This window comes from Rhodococcus sp. DMF-1, assembly GCF_021441945.1.
In the GTDB taxonomy this organism is placed as follows: domain Bacteria; phylum Actinomycetota; class Actinomycetes; order Mycobacteriales; family Mycobacteriaceae; genus Rhodococcus; species Rhodococcus ruber.
The window spans coordinates 1,099,838-1,122,654 of the sequence record NZ_CP090442.1; the positions used below are offsets into that span (position 1 = coordinate 1,099,838).

Annotated in this window: 18 protein-coding genes; 11 read left to right on the forward strand and 7 right to left on the reverse strand. The window is 71.1% G+C overall.

What is annotated here, in order from left to right; all coding sequences use genetic code 11:
- Positions 1-11 precede the first annotated feature (11 nt).
- Complete coding sequence (locus tag LZP97_RS05125) at positions 12-638, forward strand: maleylpyruvate isomerase N-terminal domain-containing protein (protein WP_010592815.1); 627 nt, start codon at positions 12-14, stop codon at positions 636-638.
- 168 nt (positions 639-806) lie between these two features.
- Complete coding sequence (locus tag LZP97_RS05130) at positions 807-2,810, forward strand: S9 family peptidase (RefSeq protein WP_048772704.1); 2,004 nt, start codon at positions 807-809, stop codon at positions 2,808-2,810.
- A 59-nt stretch (positions 2,811-2,869) separates the two neighbouring features.
- On the opposite strand, the gene LZP97_RS05135 is transcribed toward LZP97_RS05130, so the two are convergent.
- Positions 2,870-3,820, reverse strand: coding sequence for a TIGR03621 family F420-dependent LLM class oxidoreductase (locus tag LZP97_RS05135; RefSeq protein ID WP_040271716.1), 951 nt, complete (start codon positions 3,818-3,820; stop codon positions 2,870-2,872).
- 101 nt (positions 3,821-3,921) lie between these two features.
- Here LZP97_RS05135 and LZP97_RS05140 point away from each other — a divergent pair, with 101 nt between their 5' ends.
- The 9 genes from LZP97_RS05140 (at position 3,922) to proB (ending at position 16,080) form a co-directional block, all read left to right on the forward strand.
- Positions 3,922-6,597, forward strand: a complete 2,676-nt coding sequence (locus LZP97_RS05140) for a valine--tRNA ligase (protein WP_010592812.1) — start codon at positions 3,922-3,924, stop codon at positions 6,595-6,597.
- Positions 6,594-8,027: a bifunctional tetrahydrofolate synthase/dihydrofolate synthase gene (gene folC / locus LZP97_RS05145; protein ID WP_010592811.1), complete on the forward strand. Its 1,434-nt coding sequence runs from the start codon at positions 6,594-6,596 to the stop codon at positions 8,025-8,027. The genes LZP97_RS05140 and folC overlap by 4 nt, the downstream gene beginning before the upstream one ends.
- Positions 8,024-8,449: a DUF4233 domain-containing protein gene (locus LZP97_RS05150; RefSeq protein ID WP_040271718.1), complete on the forward strand. Its 426-nt coding sequence runs from the start codon at positions 8,024-8,026 to the stop codon at positions 8,447-8,449. The genes folC and LZP97_RS05150 overlap by 4 nt, the downstream gene beginning before the upstream one ends.
- A 16-nt stretch (positions 8,450-8,465) precedes the next feature.
- Positions 8,466-8,885, forward strand: coding sequence for a nucleoside-diphosphate kinase (gene ndk, locus LZP97_RS05155; protein WP_006937234.1), 420 nt, complete (start codon positions 8,466-8,468; stop codon positions 8,883-8,885).
- Between the two features lie 389 nt (positions 8,886-9,274).
- The gene (locus LZP97_RS05160) at positions 9,275-12,484 is read left to right on the forward strand and encodes a translation initiation factor IF-2 N-terminal domain-containing protein (protein ID WP_040271720.1); all 3,210 of its coding nucleotides are present in this window, start codon (positions 9,275-9,277) and stop codon (positions 12,482-12,484) included.
- Between the two features lie 202 nt (positions 12,485-12,686).
- Positions 12,687-12,998, forward strand: a complete 312-nt coding sequence (gene rplU / locus LZP97_RS05165; protein ID WP_003939076.1) for a 50S ribosomal protein L21 — start codon at positions 12,687-12,689, stop codon at positions 12,996-12,998.
- Positions 12,999-13,034: 36 nt separating this feature from the next.
- The gene (rpmA, locus tag LZP97_RS05170; protein ID WP_003939075.1) at positions 13,035-13,298 is read left to right on the forward strand and encodes a 50S ribosomal protein L27; all 264 of its coding nucleotides are present in this window, start codon (positions 13,035-13,037) and stop codon (positions 13,296-13,298) included.
- Between the two features lie 200 nt (positions 13,299-13,498).
- Positions 13,499-14,953: a GTPase ObgE gene (gene obgE, locus LZP97_RS05175; protein WP_010592808.1), complete on the forward strand. Its 1,455-nt coding sequence runs from the start codon at positions 13,499-13,501 to the stop codon at positions 14,951-14,953.
- A gap of 26 nt (positions 14,954-14,979) precedes the next feature.
- Entirely contained in the window at positions 14,980-16,080 is a 1,101-nt protein-coding gene (proB, locus tag LZP97_RS05180) for a glutamate 5-kinase (RefSeq protein ID WP_010592807.1), read from the forward strand.
- A gap of 10 nt (positions 16,081-16,090) precedes the next feature.
- Here the strand turns inward: proB and LZP97_RS05185 are convergent, their stop codons facing one another.
- The 6 genes from LZP97_RS05185 to LZP97_RS05210 form a co-directional block, all read right to left on the reverse strand.
- Positions 16,091-16,924 carry an NAD-dependent protein deacetylase gene (locus LZP97_RS05185; RefSeq protein ID WP_040271723.1) on the reverse strand — a complete coding sequence of 278 codons (834 nt, stop codon included), beginning with the start codon at positions 16,922-16,924 and terminating at the stop codon, positions 16,091-16,093.
- Between the two features lie 21 nt (positions 16,925-16,945).
- Positions 16,946-17,881, reverse strand: coding sequence for a D-isomer specific 2-hydroxyacid dehydrogenase family protein (locus LZP97_RS05190; protein WP_017680520.1), 936 nt, complete (start codon positions 17,879-17,881; stop codon positions 16,946-16,948).
- Positions 17,882-17,930: 49 nt separating this feature from the next.
- A complete protein-coding gene (locus tag LZP97_RS05195; protein ID WP_010592804.1) occupies positions 17,931-18,326 on the reverse strand; it encodes an ectoine synthase in 396 nt (131 codons plus the stop codon).
- A 55-nt stretch (positions 18,327-18,381) separates the two neighbouring features.
- Positions 18,382-19,662 (reverse strand): diaminobutyrate--2-oxoglutarate transaminase, encoded by a 1,281-nt coding sequence (gene ectB, locus LZP97_RS05200; protein WP_040271725.1) that lies wholly within the window; start codon positions 19,660-19,662, stop codon positions 18,382-18,384.
- Positions 19,663-19,705: 43 nt separating this feature from the next.
- Positions 19,706-20,245 (reverse strand): diaminobutyrate acetyltransferase, encoded by a 540-nt coding sequence (gene ectA / locus LZP97_RS05205; RefSeq protein WP_026137701.1) that lies wholly within the window; start codon positions 20,243-20,245, stop codon positions 19,706-19,708.
- Positions 20,246-20,386: 141 nt separating this feature from the next.
- Complete coding sequence (locus tag LZP97_RS05210) at positions 20,387-22,489, reverse strand: RecQ family ATP-dependent DNA helicase (RefSeq protein WP_026137702.1); 2,103 nt, start codon at positions 22,487-22,489, stop codon at positions 20,387-20,389.
- Positions 22,490-22,817 lie beyond the last annotated feature (328 nt).

The window sequence follows — 22,817 nt, forward strand, 5'->3', positions numbered from 1 at the left end:
GAGGGGGAGCGGTGACATCGACCTTCGACCGGGATCGAGCCCTGCTGATCCGGCTGTGGCGCTCCTGGGCCGAACGGGCCCGGGCATTGAGCGACGAGCAGTGGACGGCCCCGACCCGGCTGCCGGGCTGGACCGTTCGGGACCTGTACGTCCACGTCGCACCCGACGCCCTGATCGCCCTGATCGCCGACCCCGCGCCCGAGGGCACGGCAAAGGTCACCAGCGCCGCGGAGATGCTCCGCGTCTTCAACGCCGACCCGGTCGCCGCCGAACCGATGCACCGACGGATCGCCGAGATGGTCCGCCACGCCGCCACCGACGCCGGCCGGGAGACGCTCGTCGAGCGATTCGCCGTCGAACTGCCGCAGGCGTTCGATCGCCTGACCGGCCTCGATCGTGAGACCGTCGTCCCACACCCTCTGCTGGGCTCGGTGACGCTCGGCGCACTCCTCGACCTGGCCATCCTCGAAACGACCGTCCACCTGCTCGACGTCGTCGACACGGTCGGCGGACCGCCGCCCGAATCGGAGGCACTCGAACGCACCCGCAACGTGCTCGCCGCCGTCCCGGACGCGCGGGACTTCATCGAAGCGGCATCGGGCCGGTCGGGCGCGCGGATCCTGCCGGTGATGCGATGAGGCAACCGCGCATGTGACGCGGCGCCAGGAGTCCGACCGTGGGGGCAGCGCCCACGCGGCGCCGGCGACGGCGCAGACCACAGTGCCGGTCGGCAGGGGCATTCGCCGTCCGAAACGGCCGTGTCGGCTCCCCGGTGACGCCCCCGGCGCGCACTACCCTCGGGCACCATGACCGCATTCGACGACCTCGACGACTATCTCGCTCTCCCGCGCGTCACCGCGCTCGCGCTGTCGCCGGACGGGACCCGTGTCGTGATCGCCCAGTCCACCCTGGACGAGGAGGGGACCGGGTACGTCGGGGCCTTGTGGGAGGTCGACCCGCACGGACAGGAGCCCGCCCGGCGGCTCACGTGGGGTGCGAAGGGCGAGTCGAACCCGGTCTTCACCGCCACCGGTGACCTGCTGTTCACCGCGGCCCGGGCCGACGGGACGGACGGCGACGATGCCCCCGTCGCACTGTGGCGGCTGCCGGCGGCCGGTGGCGAAGCGCAGCGCGTCGTGTCCCGCAAGGGCGGGGTACGCGCAGTGCACGCCGCGCGGGCCGCCGACCGGATCGTGGTGACGGCGGACGTGCTCGGCCGTACCGACGGCGACGACGAACGGATCCGGGACGCCCGCAAGAAGCACAAGATCTCCGCCGTGCTGCACACCGGATACCCGATCCGGCACTGGGATCACGACCTCGGCCCGGCCGAGCCGCACCTGCTCGCCCTCGCGGACGGCCTCCACCCGCCCCTGTCGGACCTGACTCCCGGACCCGGGGGCGCGCTGCGCGAGGCCACCCTCGACCTCGCCCCGGACGGCACGTTCGTCGTCACCACCTGGTCGGTCCCCGGGCCGCTCGCCTCCCGCCGCACCACCCTGGTGCGCATCGACACGGACACCGGACTGCGCACGGTCCTCGTCGACGACGAGACCGCCGACGTGTTCGCCCCCGCGATCTCGCCGGACGGCACCCGGATCGCATTCCTGCACGAGACACACTCCGACCCCGAGACCGCGCCGACAATCACGTTGCGGCTGTTCGATCTTCGATCGGGAGACACGACGGTTCTGGTGCCCGGATGGGACCGGTGGCCGACGTCGGTCGTCTGGCGTCCCGACTCCGGGGCGCTGCTCGTGACCGCCGACGAGCACGGCCGCGCGCCGATCTTCCAGGTCGCGTTGTGGGCCGACGTCCCCACCCCGTTGACCACCGACCCGGCCGCCTACACCGACCTGCGCGTCGCACCCGACGGAACGTGCGTCTACGCCCTGCGTGCGGCCTACGACGCTCCGCCGCACCCGGTGCGGATCCCGCTGGACGGCTCCGGCGCCGTCACCGTTCTGCGCGCTCCCGCCGAGCTGCCGGACCTCCCCGGCCGCCTCACGGAACTGACCACTGCCGCCGCCGACGGCACCCCGCTGCGGGCCTGGCTGGCCCTGCCGGCCACCGCCGACCCCGACGCCCCCGCACCGCTGCTGCTGTGGATCCACGGTGGCCCCCTCAGCTCCTGGAACACCTGGTCGTGGCGATGGAACCCGTGGCTTCTCGTCGCCCGCGGCTACGCCGTGCTGCTCCCGGACCCCGCCCTGTCCTCCGGCTACGGGCAGGACTTCGTCCGGCGCGGGTGGGGCAGATGGGGCAAGGAGCCCTACACCGACCTGATGGCGCTGACCGATGCCGCGATCGAGCTCCCCGAGATCGACGCCGACCGCACCGCCGCGATGGGCGGCTCCTTCGGCGGGTACATGGCCAACTGGGTGGCCGGGCACACCGACCGGTTCCGGGCGATCGTCACCCACGCGAGCCTGTGGGCTCTCGACCAGTTCGGACCCACCACGGATTCGGCCTGGTACTGGGCGCGGGAGATGACCCCCGAGATGGCGGTGGAGAACTCACCGCACCTGTATGTCGCCGACATCGTCACTCCCATGCTGGTGATCCACGGCGACAAGGACTATCGCGTGCCGATCGGGGAGGGGCTGCGACTGTGGTACGAACTGCTCTCCGAGTCGGGGGCACCCGCCGCCGAGGACGGCTCCACCGTGCATCGCTTCCTCTACTTCCCCGACGAGAACCACTGGGTGCTCGGCCCCCAGCACGCGAAGATCTGGTACGAGGTGGTCGAGGCGTTCCTCGCGGAGCACGTGCTCGCGCGTCCCCGGGAACTGCCCGAGGTGCTCGGCTGACGCGGATCCCGGCGGTGCGCGGCGCGGGAGTCGAACGGCATCTCCGTCGGGGGCGACGCTCACCCGCCCAGCGTCCGCACCCGCTCGAGCACCGGGGCGAACGCCTCGAGGTACGGCCCGTGGACGGTGTAGTAGGTGAAGCCGTAGCGGTCGCGGTCGCGCAGGACCTGATCGGCCATCCGTTCCACCGTGCCGATCAGTGCGAACGGCGTGTCCAGCAGTTCCTCGACGCTCGTCATCGGACCGAAGCGCTCGAGCAGTGCCCGCGCCGCGGCCTCTCGGTCGTCGGTCACCACGACCGCCTGGACCAGCACCTGCCACTCGAGGCGGTCCGCGCGGGCGCCGGCGCGCTCGCGGGCGAACCGCACGCGTTCGTCGGCCTCGGCGGCCGTCGCGATGCGCAGCACCCCGGGCGCCTGTCCCGGCACCTGCACGGCACCGGCCACCCCCACGATGTCGGCGCGCTCGGCCGCCAGCTGCAGCACCCGGTCCCCGGTACCGCCGATCAGCAGCGGGGGACCGGTGCCGCCGAACCCGCACCGCTGGACCGGCTGCAGCGGTGCCAGGTCCAGGCCGGCGCGCAGCTCGGCCTGTTGTGGGTACCCGCCCTCCGCGAAGCGGCGCCCCAGACCCTCGATCAGGGCCTCGAGCCGATCGACGCGGCGGCCGATCGGATCCCAGCCGATGCCGGCCTCGTCGAATTCCCACTTCATGTGCCCGGCGCCGAGGCCGAGTTCGAGCCGGCCACCGGTGAGGACGTCGGTGGTCGCGACGTCGCGGGCCAACAGCTCCGAGTTCCAGAACGGAGCGTTGAGGACGAGCGTGCCCACTCGCAACCGCTCGGTCGCCTGCGCCGCGGCGACGAGCGTGGGAAACGGCGCGACGACCCCCAGGTGGTCCGCGGCGAACAGCGTGTCGTACCCGAGCGCCTCGATGCGGCGGCATCGGCCGGCGAACGCGCCGGCCGACTCCAGGGTGAAGACGTTCGTGGCGAAGCGGAACTCGTTCACGTCTGCCACGGTGCCGTACCCGTGATCCGCAGTCCAGCAGGCCCGATCCGGGCACGTGGGGCGTGTGCAGGCGGTTTGCCTCCGCTGACTACGATTGCGGGGTGACCAGTGCGCCAGAGAACCACCAGAACCCCGCCGACGCCCTCCCCAAGAGCTGGGACCCCAGCGCCGTAGAGGACGAGCTGTACCAGGGCTGGGTGGACGCCGGTTACTTCGCCGCCGATCCGTCCAGCGACAAGCCCGGTTACTCGATCGTGCTGCCACCGCCGAACGTGACCGGCAGCCTGCACATGGGTCACGCACTCGACCACACCCTCATGGACGCGCTCTCGCGCCGTAGACGCATGCAGGGCTACGAGGTGCTGTGGCTGCCCGGCATGGACCACGCCGGCATCGCCACCCAGACCGTCGTCGAGAAGCAACTCGCGGTGGACGGGAAGACCAAGGAGGACTTCGGTCGCGAACTGTTCGTCGAGAAGGTCTGGGACTGGAAGCGCGAATCCGGCGGCACCATCCAGGGGCAGATGCGCCGCATCGGGGACGGCGTCGACTGGTCCCGCGACCGGTTCACCATGGACGAGGGTCTCTCGCGGGCCGTGCAGACGATGTTCAAGCGGCTCTACGACGACGGGCTGATCTACCGCGCCGAGCGACTGGTGAACTGGTCGCCCGTGCTGCAGACCGCGATCTCCGACATCGAGGTCAAGTTCGAGGAGGTCGAGGGCGAACTCGTCTCGTTGCGCTACGGCTCCCTGGACGACGACGAGCCGCACGTGATCGTCGCCACCACCCGGGTCGAGACCATGCTCGGTGACACCGCCGTCGCGGTGCACCCGGACGACGAGCGCTACCAGCACCTGGTCGGCACCACCCTCGAGCATCCCCTCACCGGCCGGCGTATCCCCGTGATCGCCGACGAATACGTCGACCCCGAATTCGGCACCGGCGCCGTGAAGATCACCCCCGCCCACGATCCCAACGACTTCGAGATGGGCGTGCGGCACAACCTGCCGATGCCCACCATCATGGACAAGGCCGGCAGGATCGCCGACACCGGAACACGATTCGACGGCATGGACCGGTTCGAGGCGCGGGTCCGGGTGCGCGAGGCGCTGGCCGAGCAGGGCCGGGTCGTCGCCGAGAAGCGTCCCTACCTGCACAGCGTCGGTCATTCCGAGCGCAGCGGCGAGACGATCGAGCCCCGGCTGTCGATGCAGTGGTGGGTCAAGGTCGATGCGCTCGCCAAGGCCGCGGGCGACGCGGTCCGCAACGGCGACACCGTGATCCACCCGGCCAGCCAGGAGCCGCGCTGGTTCGCGTGGGTCGACGACATGCACGACTGGTGCATCTCGCGGCAGCTGTGGTGGGGTCACCGCATCCCGATCTGGTACGGCCCGGACGGCGAGGTCGCGTGCTTCGGACCGGACGAGACCGCGCCCGAGGGCTGGGAGCAGGATCCCGACGTCCTCGACACCTGGTTCTCCTCGGGTCTGTGGCCGTTCTCCACGATGGGCTGGCCGGACAGGACGCCGGAGCTCGAGAAGTTCTATCCCACCAGCGTTCTCGTCACCGGATACGACATCCTGTTCTTCTGGGTGGCCCGGATGATGATGTTCGGCCTGTACGTCGCGAACGACGAGGCGATCACCGCCGGCGGGAAGTCCGGCGTCCAGGTGCCGTTCAAGGACCTGTTCCTGCACGGCCTCGTGCGCGACCAGTTCGGCAAGAAGATGTCCAAGTCGCGCGGCAACGGCATCGATCCGCTGGACTGGGTGGAGCGGTACGGCGCCGACGCGCTGCGCTTCACCCTGGCCCGCGGCGCCAACCCGGGTAGCGACCTCGCCGTGGGCGAGGACCACGCGCAGTCCTCCCGCAACTTCGCCAACAAGCTGTTCAACGCGACCAAGTTCGCCCTGATGAACGGCGCGGTCGTCACCGAGCTCCCGGCGCGCACCGCCCTCACCGACGCGGACCGGTGGATCCTCGACCGGCTCGAGCAGGTCCGCGCCGAGGTCGACGAGGCGTTCGAGCGGTTCGAGTTCTCCAAGGCGTGCGAGGCGCTCTACCACTTCGCATGGGACGAGGTGTGCGACTGGTATCTCGAGCTCGCCAAGGTGCAGCTGGCCGACGGCAGCGAGTACGCGCAGGGCACCAAGGCGGTCCTCGGCAACGTCCTCGACCAGCTGCTCCGCCTGCTGCATCCGGTGATCCCGTTCGTCACCGAAACCCTCTGGAAGGTCCTCACCGGCGGCGAGTCCGTGGTCGTCGCGTCCTGGCCGAACGCCACCGGCACCGAGCCCGACGCCGACTCCGCGCGTCGCGTCGAGGATCTGCAGAAGCTCGTGACCGAGGTCCGCCGTTTCCGCAGCGACCAGGGCCTCAAGCCGTCGCAGAAGGTCGCCGCACGCCTCACCGAGATCGACGCCGCCGACCTGGTTGCGCAGGTGCCGGCAGTACGGTCCCTGGCGCGGCTGACCGAGCCTGCGGAGGAGTTCGCCGCCACCGCCGCCATCGAGGTGCGCCTGTCCCGTGCCACCGTCACCGTGGAACTGGACACCTCCGGCACCGTCGACGTGGCGGCCGAGCGCGCCCGTCTCGGCAAGGACCTCGCGGTCGCCGAGAAGGAGCTCGCGGGCACGTCCGCCAAGCTCGGCAACGAGGCGTTCCTCGCCAAGGCGCCCGCGGCGGTCGTGGAGAAGATCACCGCCCGCAGGCAGATCGCGGAGGAGGAGATCGCCCGGATCACCGCGCGCCTGCAGGAACTGGGGTCGGCGTGAGCGAGGACCGGTCCGCGGCCGGCCCGGCGACGCCGTCGCCGGTCGACCTGGCCGAGCTGACCCTGGTCGAGGCCGAACTCGACAAGCGCTGGCCCGAAACGAAGATCGAGCCTTCGCTGACCCGGATCGCGGCGCTGATGGATCTGCTCGGATCCCCCCAGCGCAGCTATCCGTCCATCCAGATCGCCGGCACGAACGGTAAGACGTCGGTGAGCCGCATGATCGACGCCCTGCTGACCCGGTTGCACCGGCGCACCGGCCGCACCACGAGCCCGCACCTGCAGCTGGCCACGGAGCGGATCAGCATCGACGGGGCGCCGGTCTCCCCGCGCACCTACGTCGACACCTATCGCGAACTCGAGCCGTACGTCGCGATGATCGACGCGCAGTCGCAGGCCGCGGGCGGCCCGGCGATGAGCAAGTTCGAGGTGACCACGGCCATGGCATTCGCCGCGTTCGCCGAGGCCCCCGTCGACGTCGCCGTCGTCGAGGTGGGACTCGGTGGCACCTGGGACGCCACCAACGTCGTCGACGCGCAGGTCGCGGTCGTCACCCCGATCGGGCTCGACCACACCGAATACCTCGGCCCCGATCTCGCGACGATCGCGGGGGAGAAGGCCGGGATCATCAAGAAGGCACCCGACGACGGGCTCGTGCCCCGCGACACCGTCGCAATCCTGGCCCAGCAGGAACCCGAGGTGATGGAGGTGCTGCTGCGCCGGGCCGTCGAAGCGGACGCCGCCGTCGCACGCGAAGGCGCCGAGTTCCAGGTCCTGGCCCGGCGCATCGCCGTGGGCGGGCAGCAACTCGAGCTGCAAGGCCTCGGCGGGGTGTACACCGACATCTTCCTGCCGCTGCACGGCGAGCACCAGGCCCGTAACGCCGCGCTCGCGCTCGCCGCCGTGGAGGCGTTCTTCGGGGCCGGCGCCGACCGGCAGCTCGACGCCGACGCGGTGCGCGCGGCGTTCGCCTCGGTGCTCAACCCGGGCCGGCTCGAACGGGTGCGTAGCGCTCCGACGGTGTTCCTCGACGCCGCCCACAACCCCCACGGGGCGAAGGCTCTCGCTGCGGCCCTCGCCGACGAGTTCGACTTCCGCAAGCTGGTCGGAGTGGTGTCGGTGATGGCCGACAAGGACGTGCCCGGTCTGCTCGACGCCCTCGAGCCGGTGTTCGACGAGATCGTCGTGACCCACAACGGCTCGCCGCGGGCGATGGACGTCGACGAGCTCTCAGACCTGGCCGTGGCGCGGTTCGGCGACGAACGCGTGGTCGTCGCGCCGACACTGCCCGACGCCCTCGAGACCGCCGTCGCCATCGCCGAGGAGGTCGCCGAGCCGGGTGAGGCAGTATCGGGGGCGGGTGTCGTGGTCACCGGCTCGGTGGTGACCGCCGGCGCCGCCCGCACTCTCTTCGGAAAGGACCCCGCGTGAGCGAGGCAGCTGACAACTCCGCCGCATCGCCGGACCGGGACTCCGCCGTCCGGCCCCCCGCGAAGGACCCGTGGAAGGGGCTGCGAGGCGTCATGGCCGGCACGCTCGTCCTCGAAGCCATCGTGGTCCTGCTGGTGCTACCGGTTGTCGCGGTCGTCGGCGGGGGACTCACGTGGTTCTCGGGTGGCTACATCGTGTTCCTCGCCGTCGCGATGATCGCGGGCGCCGGGCTGCAGGGCCGGCCCTGGGCGCTCCGGTACAACCTCGCGCTGCAGGTGCTGACCCTGCTGGGCTTCTTCGTCGACCTCGCGCTCGGCATCGTCGGCGTGATCTTCAGTGCGGTGTGGGGCTACATCCTGTACCTGCGCAAGGACATGAAGGACCGCGAGGCGCGGGGCCTGCTACCGGGGCAGCGGGGCTGACCACTACGCTGTGCGCGTGACTGAGCGGACCCTGGTACTGATCAAGCCCGACGGCGTGGCCCGTCGTCATGTCGGCGAGATCCTCTCGCGCATCGAGCGCAAGGGACTCGACATCGTGGCACTCGAGCTGCGCACCGCCACCGAGGAGGTGGCCGCCGCCCACTATGCCGAGCACGAGGGCAAACCCTTCTATCCCGGCCTGATCGAGTTCATCACCTCGCGGCCGCTGGTCGCGGCGGTCCTCGAAGGGCCCCGCGCCATCGCCGCATTCCGCCAGCTCGCGGGCGGCACCGACCCCGTCGAGAAGGCCGTACCCGGCTCGATTCGCGGTGATCTCGGGCTCGACGCCGGCGAGAACCTGGTGCACGGTTCCGACTCGGTGGAGTCGGCCGAGCGTGAAATCGCTCTGTGGTTCCCGGCCCTCGCCGGGTCCTGATCCGTCCGTCGACCTACGTGCCACGGCGCCCTTCGGGGCGCCGTTGGCGTATTCACGGACCTCTGTGTGGGATACTGAGGTAGGTCGCCCCGCTTCGGAGTGTTGCGGAACGACCGAACGACATCACGGATCGATGCCCGACATCGCTGTGACCGGGGACGCAGGAGACACCTCGCCCGGTGGCACGCTGGATGCACCGGCGCTCGATCCGCGATCCAGCCAGGCACCGCTCGGCCGTGCAGTGAAAACGGGCACCGGACGACCGTGCGATGCGAGACCGCACATCTCGCGCCTCCCGGTGCGAGCCCACACAGACAGCGCCCCCGCGTGGCCGCGTCACATCGCTCGAGATCGAGGATGGACGCGCCCGGGGGCCCGAGGAGACCTACGTGGCCGAACAAGCGCCGCCGAACGACACTTCCATCGATGAGGGCACCGTGGTGCTGCCGCCGAAGATGCGCGTGCACGCACTCGCCAAACTGCTCGGTCTCACGAGCAAGCAGGTCATGGCCAAAGCCGCCGACCTCGGCACCGAATTGCGCAGTGCCCACTCGAGCCTGCAGCGCGACCTCGCCGAACAGATCCGCGCCGCTCTCGGTGCGCCCGCCGAGACCGGGACGGAAGCCGCACCGGAACCGGTGGGTGAGGTACCCGAGGTGCCCGCCGCCGAGACCGCCGAGGCTCCCCTCGGAGAACCGGCCGGCGCCGAGGGGCCCGCCGGGGAACCGGCCGCCGAGCCGGAGACCGCGGTCGAGGACACCACCGCTCAGGAACCCGCCGCGGCACCTGCGGCTCCGACCCTGTTCACCGGCATGGAACAGGAGACCCCGGCGTTCACCGCGCCGGAACCGGGCGCCGTCGAACCCGTCGTCAGCGCGCCACTGTTCCTGCAGCCGGAAGTCACCGCCCCCGCCGAGGCGGCACCGCGCCGCCGCCGTTCCCGCCGGGCGGCCGAGGCGCCCGAGCCCACCGTCGTCGAGGAAGTCGCCGAGGAGGTCACCGAGGAGACCGCTGCGGCGGAGCCGGGTGAGGAGTCCGCCGAGGAGGAGCCGCGCCGTCGCCGTCGTGGTCGACGCGGCCGGGGCCGTGGACGTGGCGAGCAATCCGAGACGTCGGAGGAGACCACCGCCGAGGAGACGTCCCCCACGGAGACTGCTGCCGAGGAGGGCGCCGCTCCGGAGAAGGGCGCTGCGCCGGAGAAGGGCGAGGGCCCGGAAGCAAAGCCCGAGGAGCCGGCGACGGAAGAGGTCGCGACCGACGAGCCGAGCGCGGACCAGGCCGAAGGCGAGCAGAAGGAGTCCGGGCAGAAGGAGTCCGGACAGACGGAGCCCGAGCAGAAGGAGTCCGGGCCGGGCGAGGACGAGTCCGGGGAAGGGTCTTCCCGTCGTCGCCGTCGTCGTCGTCGTCGCAAGGGCAGTGCGGACGGAGCCGACACCGCCGTCGAGGACGACTCGGTCCCCACTGTCGTCCACGAACGTGAGCCGCGATCCAAGACGCGCGCCCCCAAGGACGAGGTTCAGGGCATCACCGGTTCCACCCGGCTCGAAGCCAAGCGCCAGCGCCGCCGCGACGGCCGGGACGCAGGCCGCCGTCGGCCCCCGATCCTCACGGAGTCGGAGTTCCTCGCCCGCCGCGAGTCCGTCGACCGCGTCATGGTGGTGCGGGAGAAGACCGGTGACACCGCGAACCCCGGGAACATCACCCAGGTCGCGGTCCTCGAGGACGGCGTCCTCGTCGAGCATTTCGTGACCAGCGCCGGCTCCGGTTCGATGGTCGGCAACATCTTCCTCGGCCGCGTCCAGAACGTGCTTCCCTCGATGGAGGCGGCGTTCATCGACATCGGCAGGGGTCGCAACGGCGTCCTCTACGCCGGCGAGGTCAACTGGGACGCCGCCGGGCTCGGTGGCAACTCGCGCAAGATCGAGCAGGCCCTCAAGCCGGGCGACCGGGTGCTCGTGCAGGTCAGCAAGGACCCGGTGGGGCACAAGGGCGCCCGGCTCACCACGCAGATCAGTCTCGCCGGCCGATTCCTGGTGTACGTGCCGGGCGGCTCGTCCACCGGCATCAGCCGCAAGCTGCCCGACACCGAGCGCAAGCGGCTCAAGGAGATCCTGCGTGAGGTCGTCCCGGCCGAGGCCGGTGTGATCATCCGTACTGCGGCGGAGGGCGTGAGCGAGGACGAACTCGCCCGCGACGTACAGCGCCTGCAGACGCAGTGGGCCTCGATCGAGGAGCAGGCCGCCAAGCTCGAGGCCGACGGTTCGGGACAGCCGAAGACCCTCTACGAAGAGCCCGACCTGCTGGTCAAGGTGATTCGCGACCTGTTCAACGAGGACTTCTCCAAGCTCGTCATCGAGGGTGAGAACGCCTGGAACACTGTCGAGAACTACATCCGGACCGTCGCCCCGGACATGCTGCCCCGCGTGGAGCGGCACGATTCCGAGTCGGGCGCGCGTGACGTGTTCGCCGTACACCGCATCGACGAGCAACTCGCCAAGGCGCTCGACCGCAAGGTGTGGCTGCCGTCCGGTGGCACTCTCGTCATCGATCGCACCGAGGCGATGACGGTCGTCGACGTCAACACCGGCAAGTTCACCGGCGCCGGAGGCAACCTCGAAGAGACCGTCACGCGCAACAACCTCGAGGCAGCCGAGGAGATCGTGCGGCAGATGCGGCTGCGCGACATCGGCGGCATGATCGTCGTCGACTTCATCGACATGGTGCTCGAGTCGAACCGGGACCTCGTGCTGCGACGCCTGACCGAGGCGCTCGGCCGGGATCGCACCCGTCACCAGGTCTCCGAGGTGACCTCGCTGGGACTCGTGCAGATGACGCGCAAGCGGCTCGGGACGGGGCTCGTGGAGGCGTTCTCCACCACCTGCGAGCACTGCCACGGCCGCGGCATCCTCGTGCACAGCGAACCCGTCGAGGTCGCCGCCGCCGAGGACGGTGGCCGGCCCGCGCGCAGCGAGAGCGGCTCCCGTCGCCGCCGCGGCCGTGATCGGGGCACCCAGCCGGAACCGGCGACGACCGAGACGGCCGCACCCCAGCCGGCCCCCGAGGCGCCGGTGGTGGACGCGACGGTCAAGCGCGCCCACCCGGTCGCTCTGGCGATGGCCGCGCACCACGACAACCACGACGAGCACCCGACCGAGTCCGGTGCCGAGCCGGCGGAGGCAGCGCCCGCGCAGACGCCCACCGAAGCCGCGTCGGCACCGGTGACAGAACCCCGCGAGGCGCGCCCGGTCGAATCGCGCGAGGCGCCGGCCGAATCGGGCGAGGCGCAACCGGCAGAAGCACCGGAGGCCGGTAAGCAGGCCGCCGAGCCGGCGGCCCGTCGCCGTCGCCGGGTCTCGCGGGCTCCTTCGGCTCCGACGGGCGACGGCACCGGCACCGTCTTCGTGGTGCCGGCTCCGGCCCCGGAGCCCGTGGCCACCGCTCCGACCCCGGAGCCCGTGGCCACCGCTCCGGCCCCGGAGCCGGTGACCACCGCGGCGGTTTCGGACGGTGACAGCGCCGAACCGGTGACCGTTCGACGGCCACGTCGTCGCCGGGCCGCCGGCCGGCCTGCCGGCCCGCCGGTCGAAGCGCAGGCATGAGGTCGAACCGGGCCCGACCGCGGCCGGGCCCGGTTTGACCCTGGCAGTCACCTTCCCGTAATCTTGGTCAGTCGCTACTCGGCGATACGGCCCTGCTGCGCCCGATGCGGGATTGTGGCGGCCCCGAGTCAGCAACCACCAGACCAGTCGCGTTGCACACCGTGGCGCGAGCACGTTCGAACTAGCAAGGGGTAGCCGTCCGATGGCAACGTACGCGATCGTCAAGACCGGCGGTAAGCAGTACAAGGTCGCTGAGGGCGATCTCGTCAAGGTCGAGAAGATCGAGGGTGAGCCCGGCACTGCTGTCTCGCTTGCTCCGGTCCTCGTCGTCGACGGAGCCGAGCTGACCACCGACGCCGACAAGCTGGCGCAGGTCACGGTCACCGGCGAGATCGTCGAGCACACCAAGGGCCCGAAGATCCGCATCCACAAGTTCAAGAACAAGACCGGCTACCACAAGCGCCAGGGTCACCGTCAGAAGCTGACGGTCCTGAAGGTCACCGGCATCAAGTAATTCGGGCTTCCGCTTCAAACCCCAGGAGGGTTCGTCATGGCACACAAGAAGGGTGCATCCAGCTCCCGCAACGGTCGCGATTCGAACGCCAAGCGTCTCGGCGTCAAGCGCTTCGGCGGCCAGGCCGTCAGCGCCGGTGAGATCCTGGTGCGCCAGCGTGGCACCCACTTCCACCCCGGCGTGAACGTCGGTCGTGGCGGCGACGACACGCTCTTCGCGCTTGCTGCCGGTGCCGTCGAGTTCGGCACCAAGCGTGGTCGCAAGACGGTCAACATCGTTCCGGTCGCGGCAGACGCCTGATCTGCCGTCCGAATCGGACACCGCGAAGGTCTCCTTCGCACATACTCCCAGTAGGGGCGGACCAGGGTCGCACACCCGGGTCCGCCCCTACTGTTTTCGGACCATCGGCAGCGCGGTGGTCCCGGCACGACTCCGGTGATCCCGGCACAGCGGGAGCACCGGCCGACACAACAGTTCCACCATTCGACGGAGGTCCACCCATGTCCCGCTTCATCGACCGGGTGGTGCTGCACGTCACCGCCGGCAAGGGTGGTAACGGCTGCGCCTCCGTCCACCGGGAGAAGTTCAAGCCGCTCGGCGGCCCCGACGGGGGTAACGGCGGAAACGGCGGCAACGTCGTGCTCGAGGTGGACGAGGGTGTCCACACCCTCCTCGACTTCCACTTCCACCAGCACGCGAAGGCCACGAACGGCACCCAGGGCGCGGGCAGCAACCGCGACGGCGCCAACGGCGGCGACCTCGTGCTGAAGGTGCCCGACGGTACCGTCGTGCTCGACAAGGACGGCCGGATCCTGGCCGACCTGGTCGGCTCCGGCACCCGCTTCGTCGCCGCGCACGGCGGCCGCGGAGGTCTCGGCAACGCGGCCCTGGCGTCGAAGGCCCGCAAGGCCCCCGGCTTCGCCCTGCTCGGCGAGGAGGGGGAGGAGCGCGACCTCGTCCTCGAACTCAAGTCCGTCGCGGACGTCGGGCTGGTCGGTTTCCCGTCGGCGGGCAAATCGTCCCTGGTGTCGGTGCTGTCCGCGGCCAAGCCGAAGATCGCCGACTACCCGTTCACCACCCTCGTCCCCAACCTCGGGGTCGTGCAGTCGGGCGACACCACGTTCACCGTCGCCGACGTGCCGGGCCTGATTCCCGGTGCCAGCGAGGGCCGCGGGCTCGGCCTGGACTTCCTGCGCCACCTCGAGCGGTGCGCTGTGCTGGCCCACGTCGTCGACTGCGCCACGCTCGAGCCGGGCCGCGACCCGATCTCCGACATCGATGCGCTCGAGGCCGAGCTGGCCGCCTACCGGCCGGCGCTGTCCGGCGACAGCAGCCTGGGTGATCTCGCCGACCGTCCCCGCATCGTCATCCTGAACAAGGTCGACGTGCCCGACGCCGCCGAACTCGCGGACTTCGTCACCCCGGATCTCGAGGAGCGGGGCTGGCCGGTGTTCAGGATCTCCGCCGTCAGCCGGGAGGGGTTGCGGCCACTGACGTTCGCGCTGGCGCGAATGGTGGAGGAGTACCGGAAGGCGCATCCGCCGGCGGCGCCGCGACGGCCCGTCATCCGGCCCGTCGCCGTCGACGAGACCGGGTTCAGCGTCGTTGCCGATCCCGAGACGCCGGGCGGCTTCATCGTGCGCGGCACCCGGCCCGAACGCTGGGTGCGGCAGACCGCATTCGACAACGACGAGGCCGTCGGCTACCTCGCGGACCGGCTGGCCCGCCTCGGTGTCGAGGACGAACTCGTCAAGCAGGGCGCCGAACCGGGCGCGTCCGTCACGATCGGCGACGTCTCCTTCGAGTGGGAGCCGCAGACGCAGGCCGGCGTGGACGTCGTGCCCACCGGACGCGGCACCGACGCCCGCCTCGACCAGGTCGATCGCGTCGGGGCGGCCGAACGTCGCCACGCCAAGAAGGTGCGACGCGGTCTCGCGACCGACGACGAGTTCTGACCACCTCGAACCAGAAGCAGGAGATCGTGAGCGATACCCGGGAGGCCGTCGCCGGCGCACGCCGCGTCGTGGTGAAGATCGGCTCGTCCGCCATCACCAGCCTGGTCGGCGGACTGGACCGGGACCGACTCGACCGTCTCGTCGACGCGCTCGAGGGGCGCATGCGCGGCGGCTCGGACGTCGTGGTGGTGTCCTCCGGTGCGGTCGGTGCCGGACTCGCCCCGCTCGGCCTGACCGTCCGGCCCCGTGACCTGGCCACCAAGCAGGCCGCGGCCAGCGTCGGGCAGCTCGCCCTCGCCCACGCGTGGGGTACCTCCTTCGCGCGGTACGGCCGCACCGTCGGGCAGGTGCTGCTCACTGCCGACGACATCGCGCGACGCACCCAGCATCGCAACGCCCAGCGCACCCTCGACCGGCTGCGCGCGCTGCACGCCGTGCCGGTGGTCAACGAGAACGACACCGTCGCGACCGCCGAACTGCGCTTCGGTGACAACGACCGTCTCGCCGCGCTCGTCGCGCACCTCGTCGGGGCGGACGCGCTGATCCTGCTCTCCGATGTCGACGGCCTCTACGACGGCGATCCCCGCAAGGGCGATGCGCACCTCATCGCGGAGGTGACGAGCCCGGAGGACCTCGACGGCGTCGTCGCGGGGTCCGGGGGCGCCCTCGGCACGGGCGGGATGGCCTCGAAGCTGTCCGCGGCGCGACTGGCCGCCGACTCGGGGGTGCCGGTGCTGCTCACCGCCGCGTCCCAGGCCGACCGCGCCCTCGGTGCCGCGGATGTGGGGACCGCGTTCGCCCCTCGGCCCGACCGGATGTCCGCGCGGCGATTCTGGGTGCGGCACGCTGCCGACACCCACGGCACCCTGCACCTGGACGCGGGCGCGGTGCGGGCAGTGGTCGAACGGCGCCGTTCGCTGCTCGCGGCGGGCATCACCGGCATGAGCGGTCGCTTCCACGGCGGGGACGTGGTGGCGCTGGTCGGTCCCGACGGTCGGACGGTGGGGCGCGGAGTAGTGGCCTACGACGCGGCCGAACTGGACTGGATGATCGGGTTCTCCACCCGGCAGCTGCCGGCGGACCTGCAGCGGCCGGTGGTGCACGCCGACGACCTCGTGACGCTGTAGAGGCGGGCGCTCACCGGACCGGTGCGGCAGCCGGCGATCCGGCAGCGAGGGCCGTGAGCACCTCCGAGCACCCGGCGTCGACCTTCACCGTGGCCAGCGCATCGCCCCGGGTGGTGCCCCGGTTGACGATGCCCACGGGCTTGCCGAGTTTCGCGGCGTGCCGCACGAAGCGCAGTCCGGACATCACGGTGAGCGAGCTGCCGACCACGAGCAGCGCATCCGCCTCGTCGACGAGCGCGAACGCGCGCTCGACACGTTCGCGAGGCACCGATTCACCGAAGTACACGATGTCCGGTTTGAGTATTCCCCCGCACCGCTCGCAGTCCACCGGGCGGAAGCTGTCGGTGTCGTCGACGACCGCATCGGCGTCCGGGGCCACCTCGAGGCCCGTCGTCCCCCGGACCCGGTCGAGGAAGCCCGGATTCGCGGCGGCGAGTTGCTCGGCGAGGGTGAACCGCGAGAGCTGGTGGTTGCACGCCAGACAGCGCACCTGCGCGTAGCAGCCGTGCAGGTCGATCACCCGCCGGCTGCCGGCCTTGGTGTGCAGCAGGTCCACGTTCTGGGTGAGGACACCGAGGACGACGCCGCGCCGTTCGAGCGCGGCGAGGGCACGGTGCCCGGCGTTGGGCCGCGCGGAGTCCATGTGCCGCCACCCGACGTGGTTGCGCGCCCAGTAGCGGCGCCGGAACTCGGGATCGCCCACGAACTGCTGGTAGGTCATCGGGTTGCGGGGTGGCGCGCCGGGACTGCGGTAGTCCGGGATGCCGGAATCGGTGGAGATCCCGGCGCCGGTGAGCACGCACAACCGCCGGCCGTCGAGCAGGTGGTGCAGCGGTTCGATCACCCCGCCCAGGATAGCGGTGCGTCAGTACCCGGCGCTCGGGTCGACGACCGCGGCGAGGTCGAGGCCGGCCGCGAAGCGCGTGACGTTCTCGGTGACGTGCTCGGCGAACGCGGGGATGCGCAGCGCCGGGGGATTGGAATCGTGTGGCGTGATCATGGCATTGCGCAGGGACCACAGGGGGTGCCCGTCCGGCAGCGGTTCGGGATCCGTGACGTCCAGACCGGCGCCCGCGATGACACGGCGGCTGAGAGCATCCACCAGCGCGTCGGTGTCGACGAGGCTGCCGCGGGCAACGTTGATCACCCACGCGGTGGGCTTCATCGCGGCGAGTTCGTCGGCCCCCACCAGCTGCTCGGTCTCAGCCGTGGCCGGGGCGGCGATCACGAAATGATCTGCGCGGGACCATACTTCGTCGATCCGTGCGACGGGGACGGTCTCCACGGCGCCCGGGACCGGACGGCCGCTGCGGGTGACCGCGAGCGCCTGCGCGCCCAGCGCGCCGAGCATGGGGATCAGGGCCCGGCCGATGCCCCCGGCGCCGATGATGCCGACGGTGGCGCCGCGCAGGGTTCCCAGCTGGGGGTAGAACACGCCCGGCGTCCACGACGTCGCGGCCAGATGGTCGGGCAGCGCCCGCACCCCGGCGAGCAGCAGCATGAGCGCATGCTCGGCGACCGTCGCGGCGAACGCCCCGGCAGCCGACGTCCACGTCACCTGGGGGTGAGCGCGGATGATGCCGGCGTCGAGCCAGTCCTCCACGCCGGCGGCGGGTAGCTGGACCCATCGCACCGACGTCGGCAACGCCGCGGGGAATTCGTCCGATCCGCCGGTCCAGACCACCGCGTCCGGGTGGTCGTCGAACCCGCATACGCGACCGCCGCCGGCCCCGATCGCCCGGTCGAACACGATGTCCGGGGCGGGGCCGACGGCGATCCGCGGCTGTCGCTCGTAGGTCATGGATCCGACTCTAGGCGCGAAGGGCCGGCCGGTCACACGCTGCGGGCGCTCAGACGACCTCGACGAGGGGGTACACGCCGTTCTCGTCGTGGACCTCCCGGCCGGTGACCGGCGGGTTGAACACGCAGAACATGCGCATCCGGGTGTCGGGCTCGACCCGGTGCCGCTCGTGGCCGTCGAGCAGGTACATCGTGCCGGGCGCGAGCGGGTACACGGTGCCGGTCTCGAGGTCGGTGAGCGTGCCGGTGCCCTCGATGAGCCACACGGCCTCGACGTGGTTGGCGTAGTGGAACTCGTTGACGGTGCCGGCCTCGATCGTGGTCTCGTGGAACGAGAAACCGACCTTGTCGCCGCCGAGCACGATGCGCTTGCTGCGCCAGTTGCCGTTGTCCGACGTGATGTCGCGGTCGGTGCCGGTGATTTCTTCGGTGGTACGGACGATCATGGGCAGGTCCTTCCGGTGCTCGTCTTCGCGTGCGGGGTTCGACGGTGGCCGGGGCTCAGGCCCGGACCACCGAGGTGGCCTCGCACAGGATGTTCAGGCCGTGCTCGAGCTCGTCGTCGCTGATCGTCAGCGGCGGGAGCAGCTTGACGACTTCGTCGGAGGGGCCGGAGGTCTCCGCGAGCAGGCCCTGCTCGAACGCCAGGGCACACACCTTCTGCGCGTCGCTCGGCTCGTCGAACACCAGGCCCTGAACCATGCCGCGGCCGCGGGTGGAGACGCCGTCGAACATGTCGGACAGGTTCATGAAGGTCTGCCGGATCCGCTCGCCCTTGCGCAGCGTGTCGTGCTCGAGACGGTCGTCGGCCCAGTAGTGCTGCAGCGCCTTCGCCGCGGTGACGAACGCCGGGTTGTTGCCGCGGAACGTGCCGTTGTGCTCGCCCGGGCCCCACACGTCGAGTTCACGCTTGAACAGCGTCAGCGCGAGCGGCAGGCCGTACCCGCCGATCGACTTCGACAGGGTCACGATGTCCGGGGTGATCCCGGCGACCTCGAACGAGAAGAACGGGCCGGTGCGGCCGCAGCCCATCTGCACGTCGTCGACGATGAGCAGGATGTCGCGCTCGGCGCACAGGTCCGCGAGGGCTCGCAGCCACTCGGGACGGGCGACGTTCACGCCACCCTCGCCCTGCACGGTCTCGACGATGACCGCCGCCGGGCGGTTCAGGCCGCTGCCGGAGTCGTCGAGCACGCGGGAGAACCAGTGGAAGTCCTCGGTGACGCCGTCGAAGTAGTTGTCGAACGGCATGGGGGTGGCATGCACCAGCGGCACGCCGGCCCCGGCCCGCTTCATCGAGTTGCCCGTCACCGACAGCGCACCCAGCGTCATCCCGTGGAACGCGTTGGTGAAGTTGATGATCGACTCGCGACCGGTGACCTTGCGGGCGAGCTTGAGGGCCGCCTCGACCGAGTTGGTGCCCGTGGGGCCGGGGAACTGGACCTTGTAGTCGAGGCCGCGCGGAGCCAGGATGTGGCTCTCGATCGACTCCAGCAGTTCCCGCTTGGCGGGGGTGGCCATGTCCAGGCCGTGGGTGATGCCGTCGCCCATGATGTAGTCCACGAGCGCGGTCTTCAGAATCGGGTTGTTGTGCCCGTAGTTGAGGGCTCCCGCACCGGCGAAGAAGTCGAGGTAGTCCTTGCCGTTCTCGTCGCGGATCCACGATCCGGATGCCGTTTCGAACACGGCCGGCCAGCCACGGCTGTAGCTGCGCACCTCGGATTCGAGGTGATCGAAAATGCTGTGCTTGGCGGGGGTTTCGGGGTGCTCCAGGATGGTCATTCCTCGTCCTCCTGCGGCGAATTCGTTTTCGCCGGTCGTGTATTCATTCGCCGATCGTGTAGAGATCCTCGGCCATGTGTGAATCGGGAAAATCCGAAGGGGTGAACAATTCGCTCCGGGTGATGCGCAGTCCGCGTCGCCGGGCGAGCGCGGTGAACATCGCGATCGATGCCTCGTTGTCCGGGCTGACCGTCGTCTCGAGCCGGGTCACACCGGCGTCGGTGAGTCGGTCCCACAGGCTGTCGAGCATCCGGCCCGCGACGCCGCGGCCCCGTTGGTCCTGGTCCACGGCCACCTGCCAGACGAACAGCGTGTCCGGTGCCTCCGGACGGCGGTAGCCGCTGACGAAACCGACCGCCTCGTCGTCACCAGCGGTGGCGACCACCGAGGTCGCCGCGAAGTCGCGGCACCACAGCACGTACGCGTAACTGGAATTGACGTCGAGCACTTTCGAATCGCGCGCGATCTGCCACATGCGAATTCCGTCGGAAATGCGCGGTGCGCGGAAATTCGGCTCGGCAGGTGCGTTCACCGTTTCGGCAGGCGCGGTGGGCGGGGTACTTCTCGGTGTCACAGGCGTCATAAGCGGTCTCGAACCTAACAACTTCGCGGGCGGGATTCACCCGCCTTGTCGGAATCCGTCACCGGATACCCCGCCTCCGTGCAGGTGAGACGCGGGTGTGAGAAGGATCACTCGATGTAGCGCCCGGACCGGTCGCGGCGATTATTTCGGGCTCGCGAGAGCCAGCGGGAGCACCGCGGACGCACCCGCGCGGAGCAGGGTCCGGGCCGCCATCGTCAGCGTCCAGCCGGTGTCGGTGACCGCGTCGACGAGCAGGATCGGCCCAGAGTTTCCGTGGAGGTCGGGGCTCTCCCACGCGTCCACGAGGCCGGCGATCCGGTACGCCGAGTTCGCTGCCGTCACCGCGGGCCGGCCGGGCCGGGCACGCAGCACGCCGAGATCCTCGAGCCGGCCCAGCTGCGCCAGGCGCGTCGCGAGGGAACCGACCAGCAGGGGCCGGGTCGCCGACTCCAGGGCCATCACCGCGGTCGGCCGCTGCGCCCAGTCCCATGCTCGGAGCACGTCCACGGCGGCCTGCACGACCGCATCGGGCACCGGCGCGTCCGGGCCGTCCAGCAGCGCCCGCAGCCGCGGCCCCCATCCCAGGTCCGACAGCCGGCCGAGGACCCGCCCCGGCTCGGGTCCGTCGGTGATCTTTCCGGACAGCGCCACGCCGAGCTTGGCCATTCCGGTCGGCCACTGCCGCCGCGGCGGTAGGTCCACCCCCGGCCGATCCAACCGGGCCCGCACCCGGCCCAGTTCGGTGTCGTCGACGTCCGCCGACCACCGGGCCCCGCAGCAGTTGTCGCACCGACCGCAGCCCGCGGTCTCGGATGTCAGGCCGGGATCGTCGAGCTGGGTGCGCAGGAACACCATCCGGCACCCGGTGGTCCGCTCGTACTCGAGCATCGCCTCCTGCTCGGCCGCACGCGCCTGCTCGAGCTTGGCGTACCGGTCGGCGTCGTACTCCCACGGCGCACCGGTGGCGATCCAGCCGCCCTTGACCCGGCGCACCGCACCGTCCACGTCGAGCACCTTGAGCACCATCTCCAGCCGGGACCGGGTGAGGTCGACCAGCGGCTCGAGGGCCTGCGTGGACTGCGGCCGCTCCGGCTCGAGCACCTCGATCACCCGCCGCACCACCTCCTCCCGCGGGAAGGCCACCGACGCGAACCAGCTCCAGATCTGCCGGTCCTCGGGACCCGGAAGCAGAATCACCTCCGCGCGCTCGGTCGCGCGCCCCGCGCGCCCGACCTGCTGGTAGTAGGAAATCGGCGACGACGGGGCTCCCAGGTGCACGACGAACCCGAGATCCGGTTTGTCGAAGCCCATGCCCAGGGCCGAGGTGGCGATCAGCGCCTTGACCCGGTCGCCGAGCAGGTCCGCCTCGAGCTGTTCCCGCTCGGTGGGGTCCGACTGCCCGGTGTATGCCGCGACGGTGTGACCGTGCTCGGACAGCAGCGCGGCCAGGTCGTGCGCGGCCGACACGGTGAGGGTGTAGACGATCCCGGACCCGGGCAGCTCGTCGAGGTGCTGGGCGAGCCACGCCGCCCGGCGGGCGGGCTCGTCGATCCGCAGGACCGACAAGTGCAGCGACGGCCGGTCGAGGCCCCCGCGCAGTACGAGGGTCTCGCCCCGGCCCTCCCCGACGCCGAGTTGTGCCGCCACGTCCGCGACGACGCGGTCGTTCGCGGTCGCGGTGGTCGCGAGCACCGGGATGCCCTCGCCGAGGTCGGCGACGAGGGTGCGGATACGCCGGTAGTCCGGGCGGAAGTCGTGGCCCCAGTCCGAGACGCAGTGCGCCTCGTCGACCACCACCAGCCCGGCGTCGCGGGCGAGCGACGGCAGCACCTGGTCGCGGAAGTCCGGATTGTTCAGTCGCTCCGGGCTGACGAGCAGCACGTCCACCGCGCCGTCGGCGACCTGCCGATGGATCTCTTCCCACTCGGTGACGTTGCCGGAGTTGATCGTGGCGGCATGGACACCCGCGCGCCGCGCCGCCTCCACCTGGTTGCGCATCAGGGCCAAAAGGGGGGAGACGATCACGGTCGGCCCGTGCCCGCGGGCACGGAGCAACTTGGCGGAGATGAAGTAGACCGCCGACTTGCCCCACCCCGTGCGCTGGACGACCAGCGCTCGCCGGCGATGCACCACCAGTGCCTCGATGGCGTTCCACTGGTCCTCGCGCAACCGGGCCCCGGGTCCGGCGAGATCGCGCAGCAGGCGTTCGGCGTCGTCGCGTAGATCCGTGGTGGCGGTGCTCATGGGACCCATCGTGCCGGACGGTGACGACATCGTGGCGCCGGTGAGGCCGGCGGTGGTGTCCGCTTCGGGGACGAACGTGCCCGGTTCCGCGACGAACGGGGTCGTTCCATCGGCGAACGACCCGTCGGGCCGGTCGGGATGCCGCGTCCCGGCCCCGCGTGGACGCGGGACGCCGTTCGCGTCGGGACCGTCGGCGTCCCAGCCGCCCGGAGCCGGGAGCGGTGCAGTCGCGATGGTAGGACCGGCTGCCGCACAGGCACTTTCGGGCACCGTCGCGGGGCGGTGTTCGACCGCGTGGATCCGGTGGGGCGGCCTGCGGCGGGGGAGT

Excerpts from the sequence above, each read along its gene's own strand:
- LZP97_RS05130 (WP_048772704.1), top strand. The coding sequence starts at position 807 with ATGACCGCATTCGACGACCTCGACGACTATCTCGCTCTCCCGCGCGTC.
- rplU (WP_003939076.1), top strand. The coding sequence starts at position 12,687 with ATGGCAACGTACGCGATCGTCAAGACCGGCGGTAAGCAGTACAAGGTC.
- rpmA (WP_003939075.1), top strand. The coding sequence starts at position 13,035 with ATGGCACACAAGAAGGGTGCATCCAGCTCCCGCAACGGTCGCGATTCG.
- obgE (WP_010592808.1), top strand. The coding sequence starts at position 13,499 with ATGTCCCGCTTCATCGACCGGGTGGTGCTGCACGTCACCGCCGGCAAG.
- LZP97_RS05190 (WP_017680520.1), bottom strand. The coding sequence starts at position 17,881 with ATGACCTACGAGCGACAGCCGCGGATCGCCGTCGGCCCCGCCCCGGAC.
- LZP97_RS05195 (WP_010592804.1), bottom strand. The coding sequence starts at position 18,326 with ATGATCGTCCGTACCACCGAAGAAATCACCGGCACCGACCGCGACATC.
- ectB (WP_040271725.1), bottom strand. The coding sequence starts at position 19,662 with ATGACCATCCTGGAGCACCCCGAAACCCCCGCCAAGCACAGCATTTTC.
- ectA (WP_026137701.1), bottom strand. The coding sequence starts at position 20,245 with ATGACGCCTGTGACACCGAGAAGTACCCCGCCCACCGCGCCTGCCGAA.
- LZP97_RS05210 (WP_026137702.1), bottom strand. The coding sequence starts at position 22,489 with ATGAGCACCGCCACCACGGATCTACGCGACGACGCCGAACGCCTGCTG.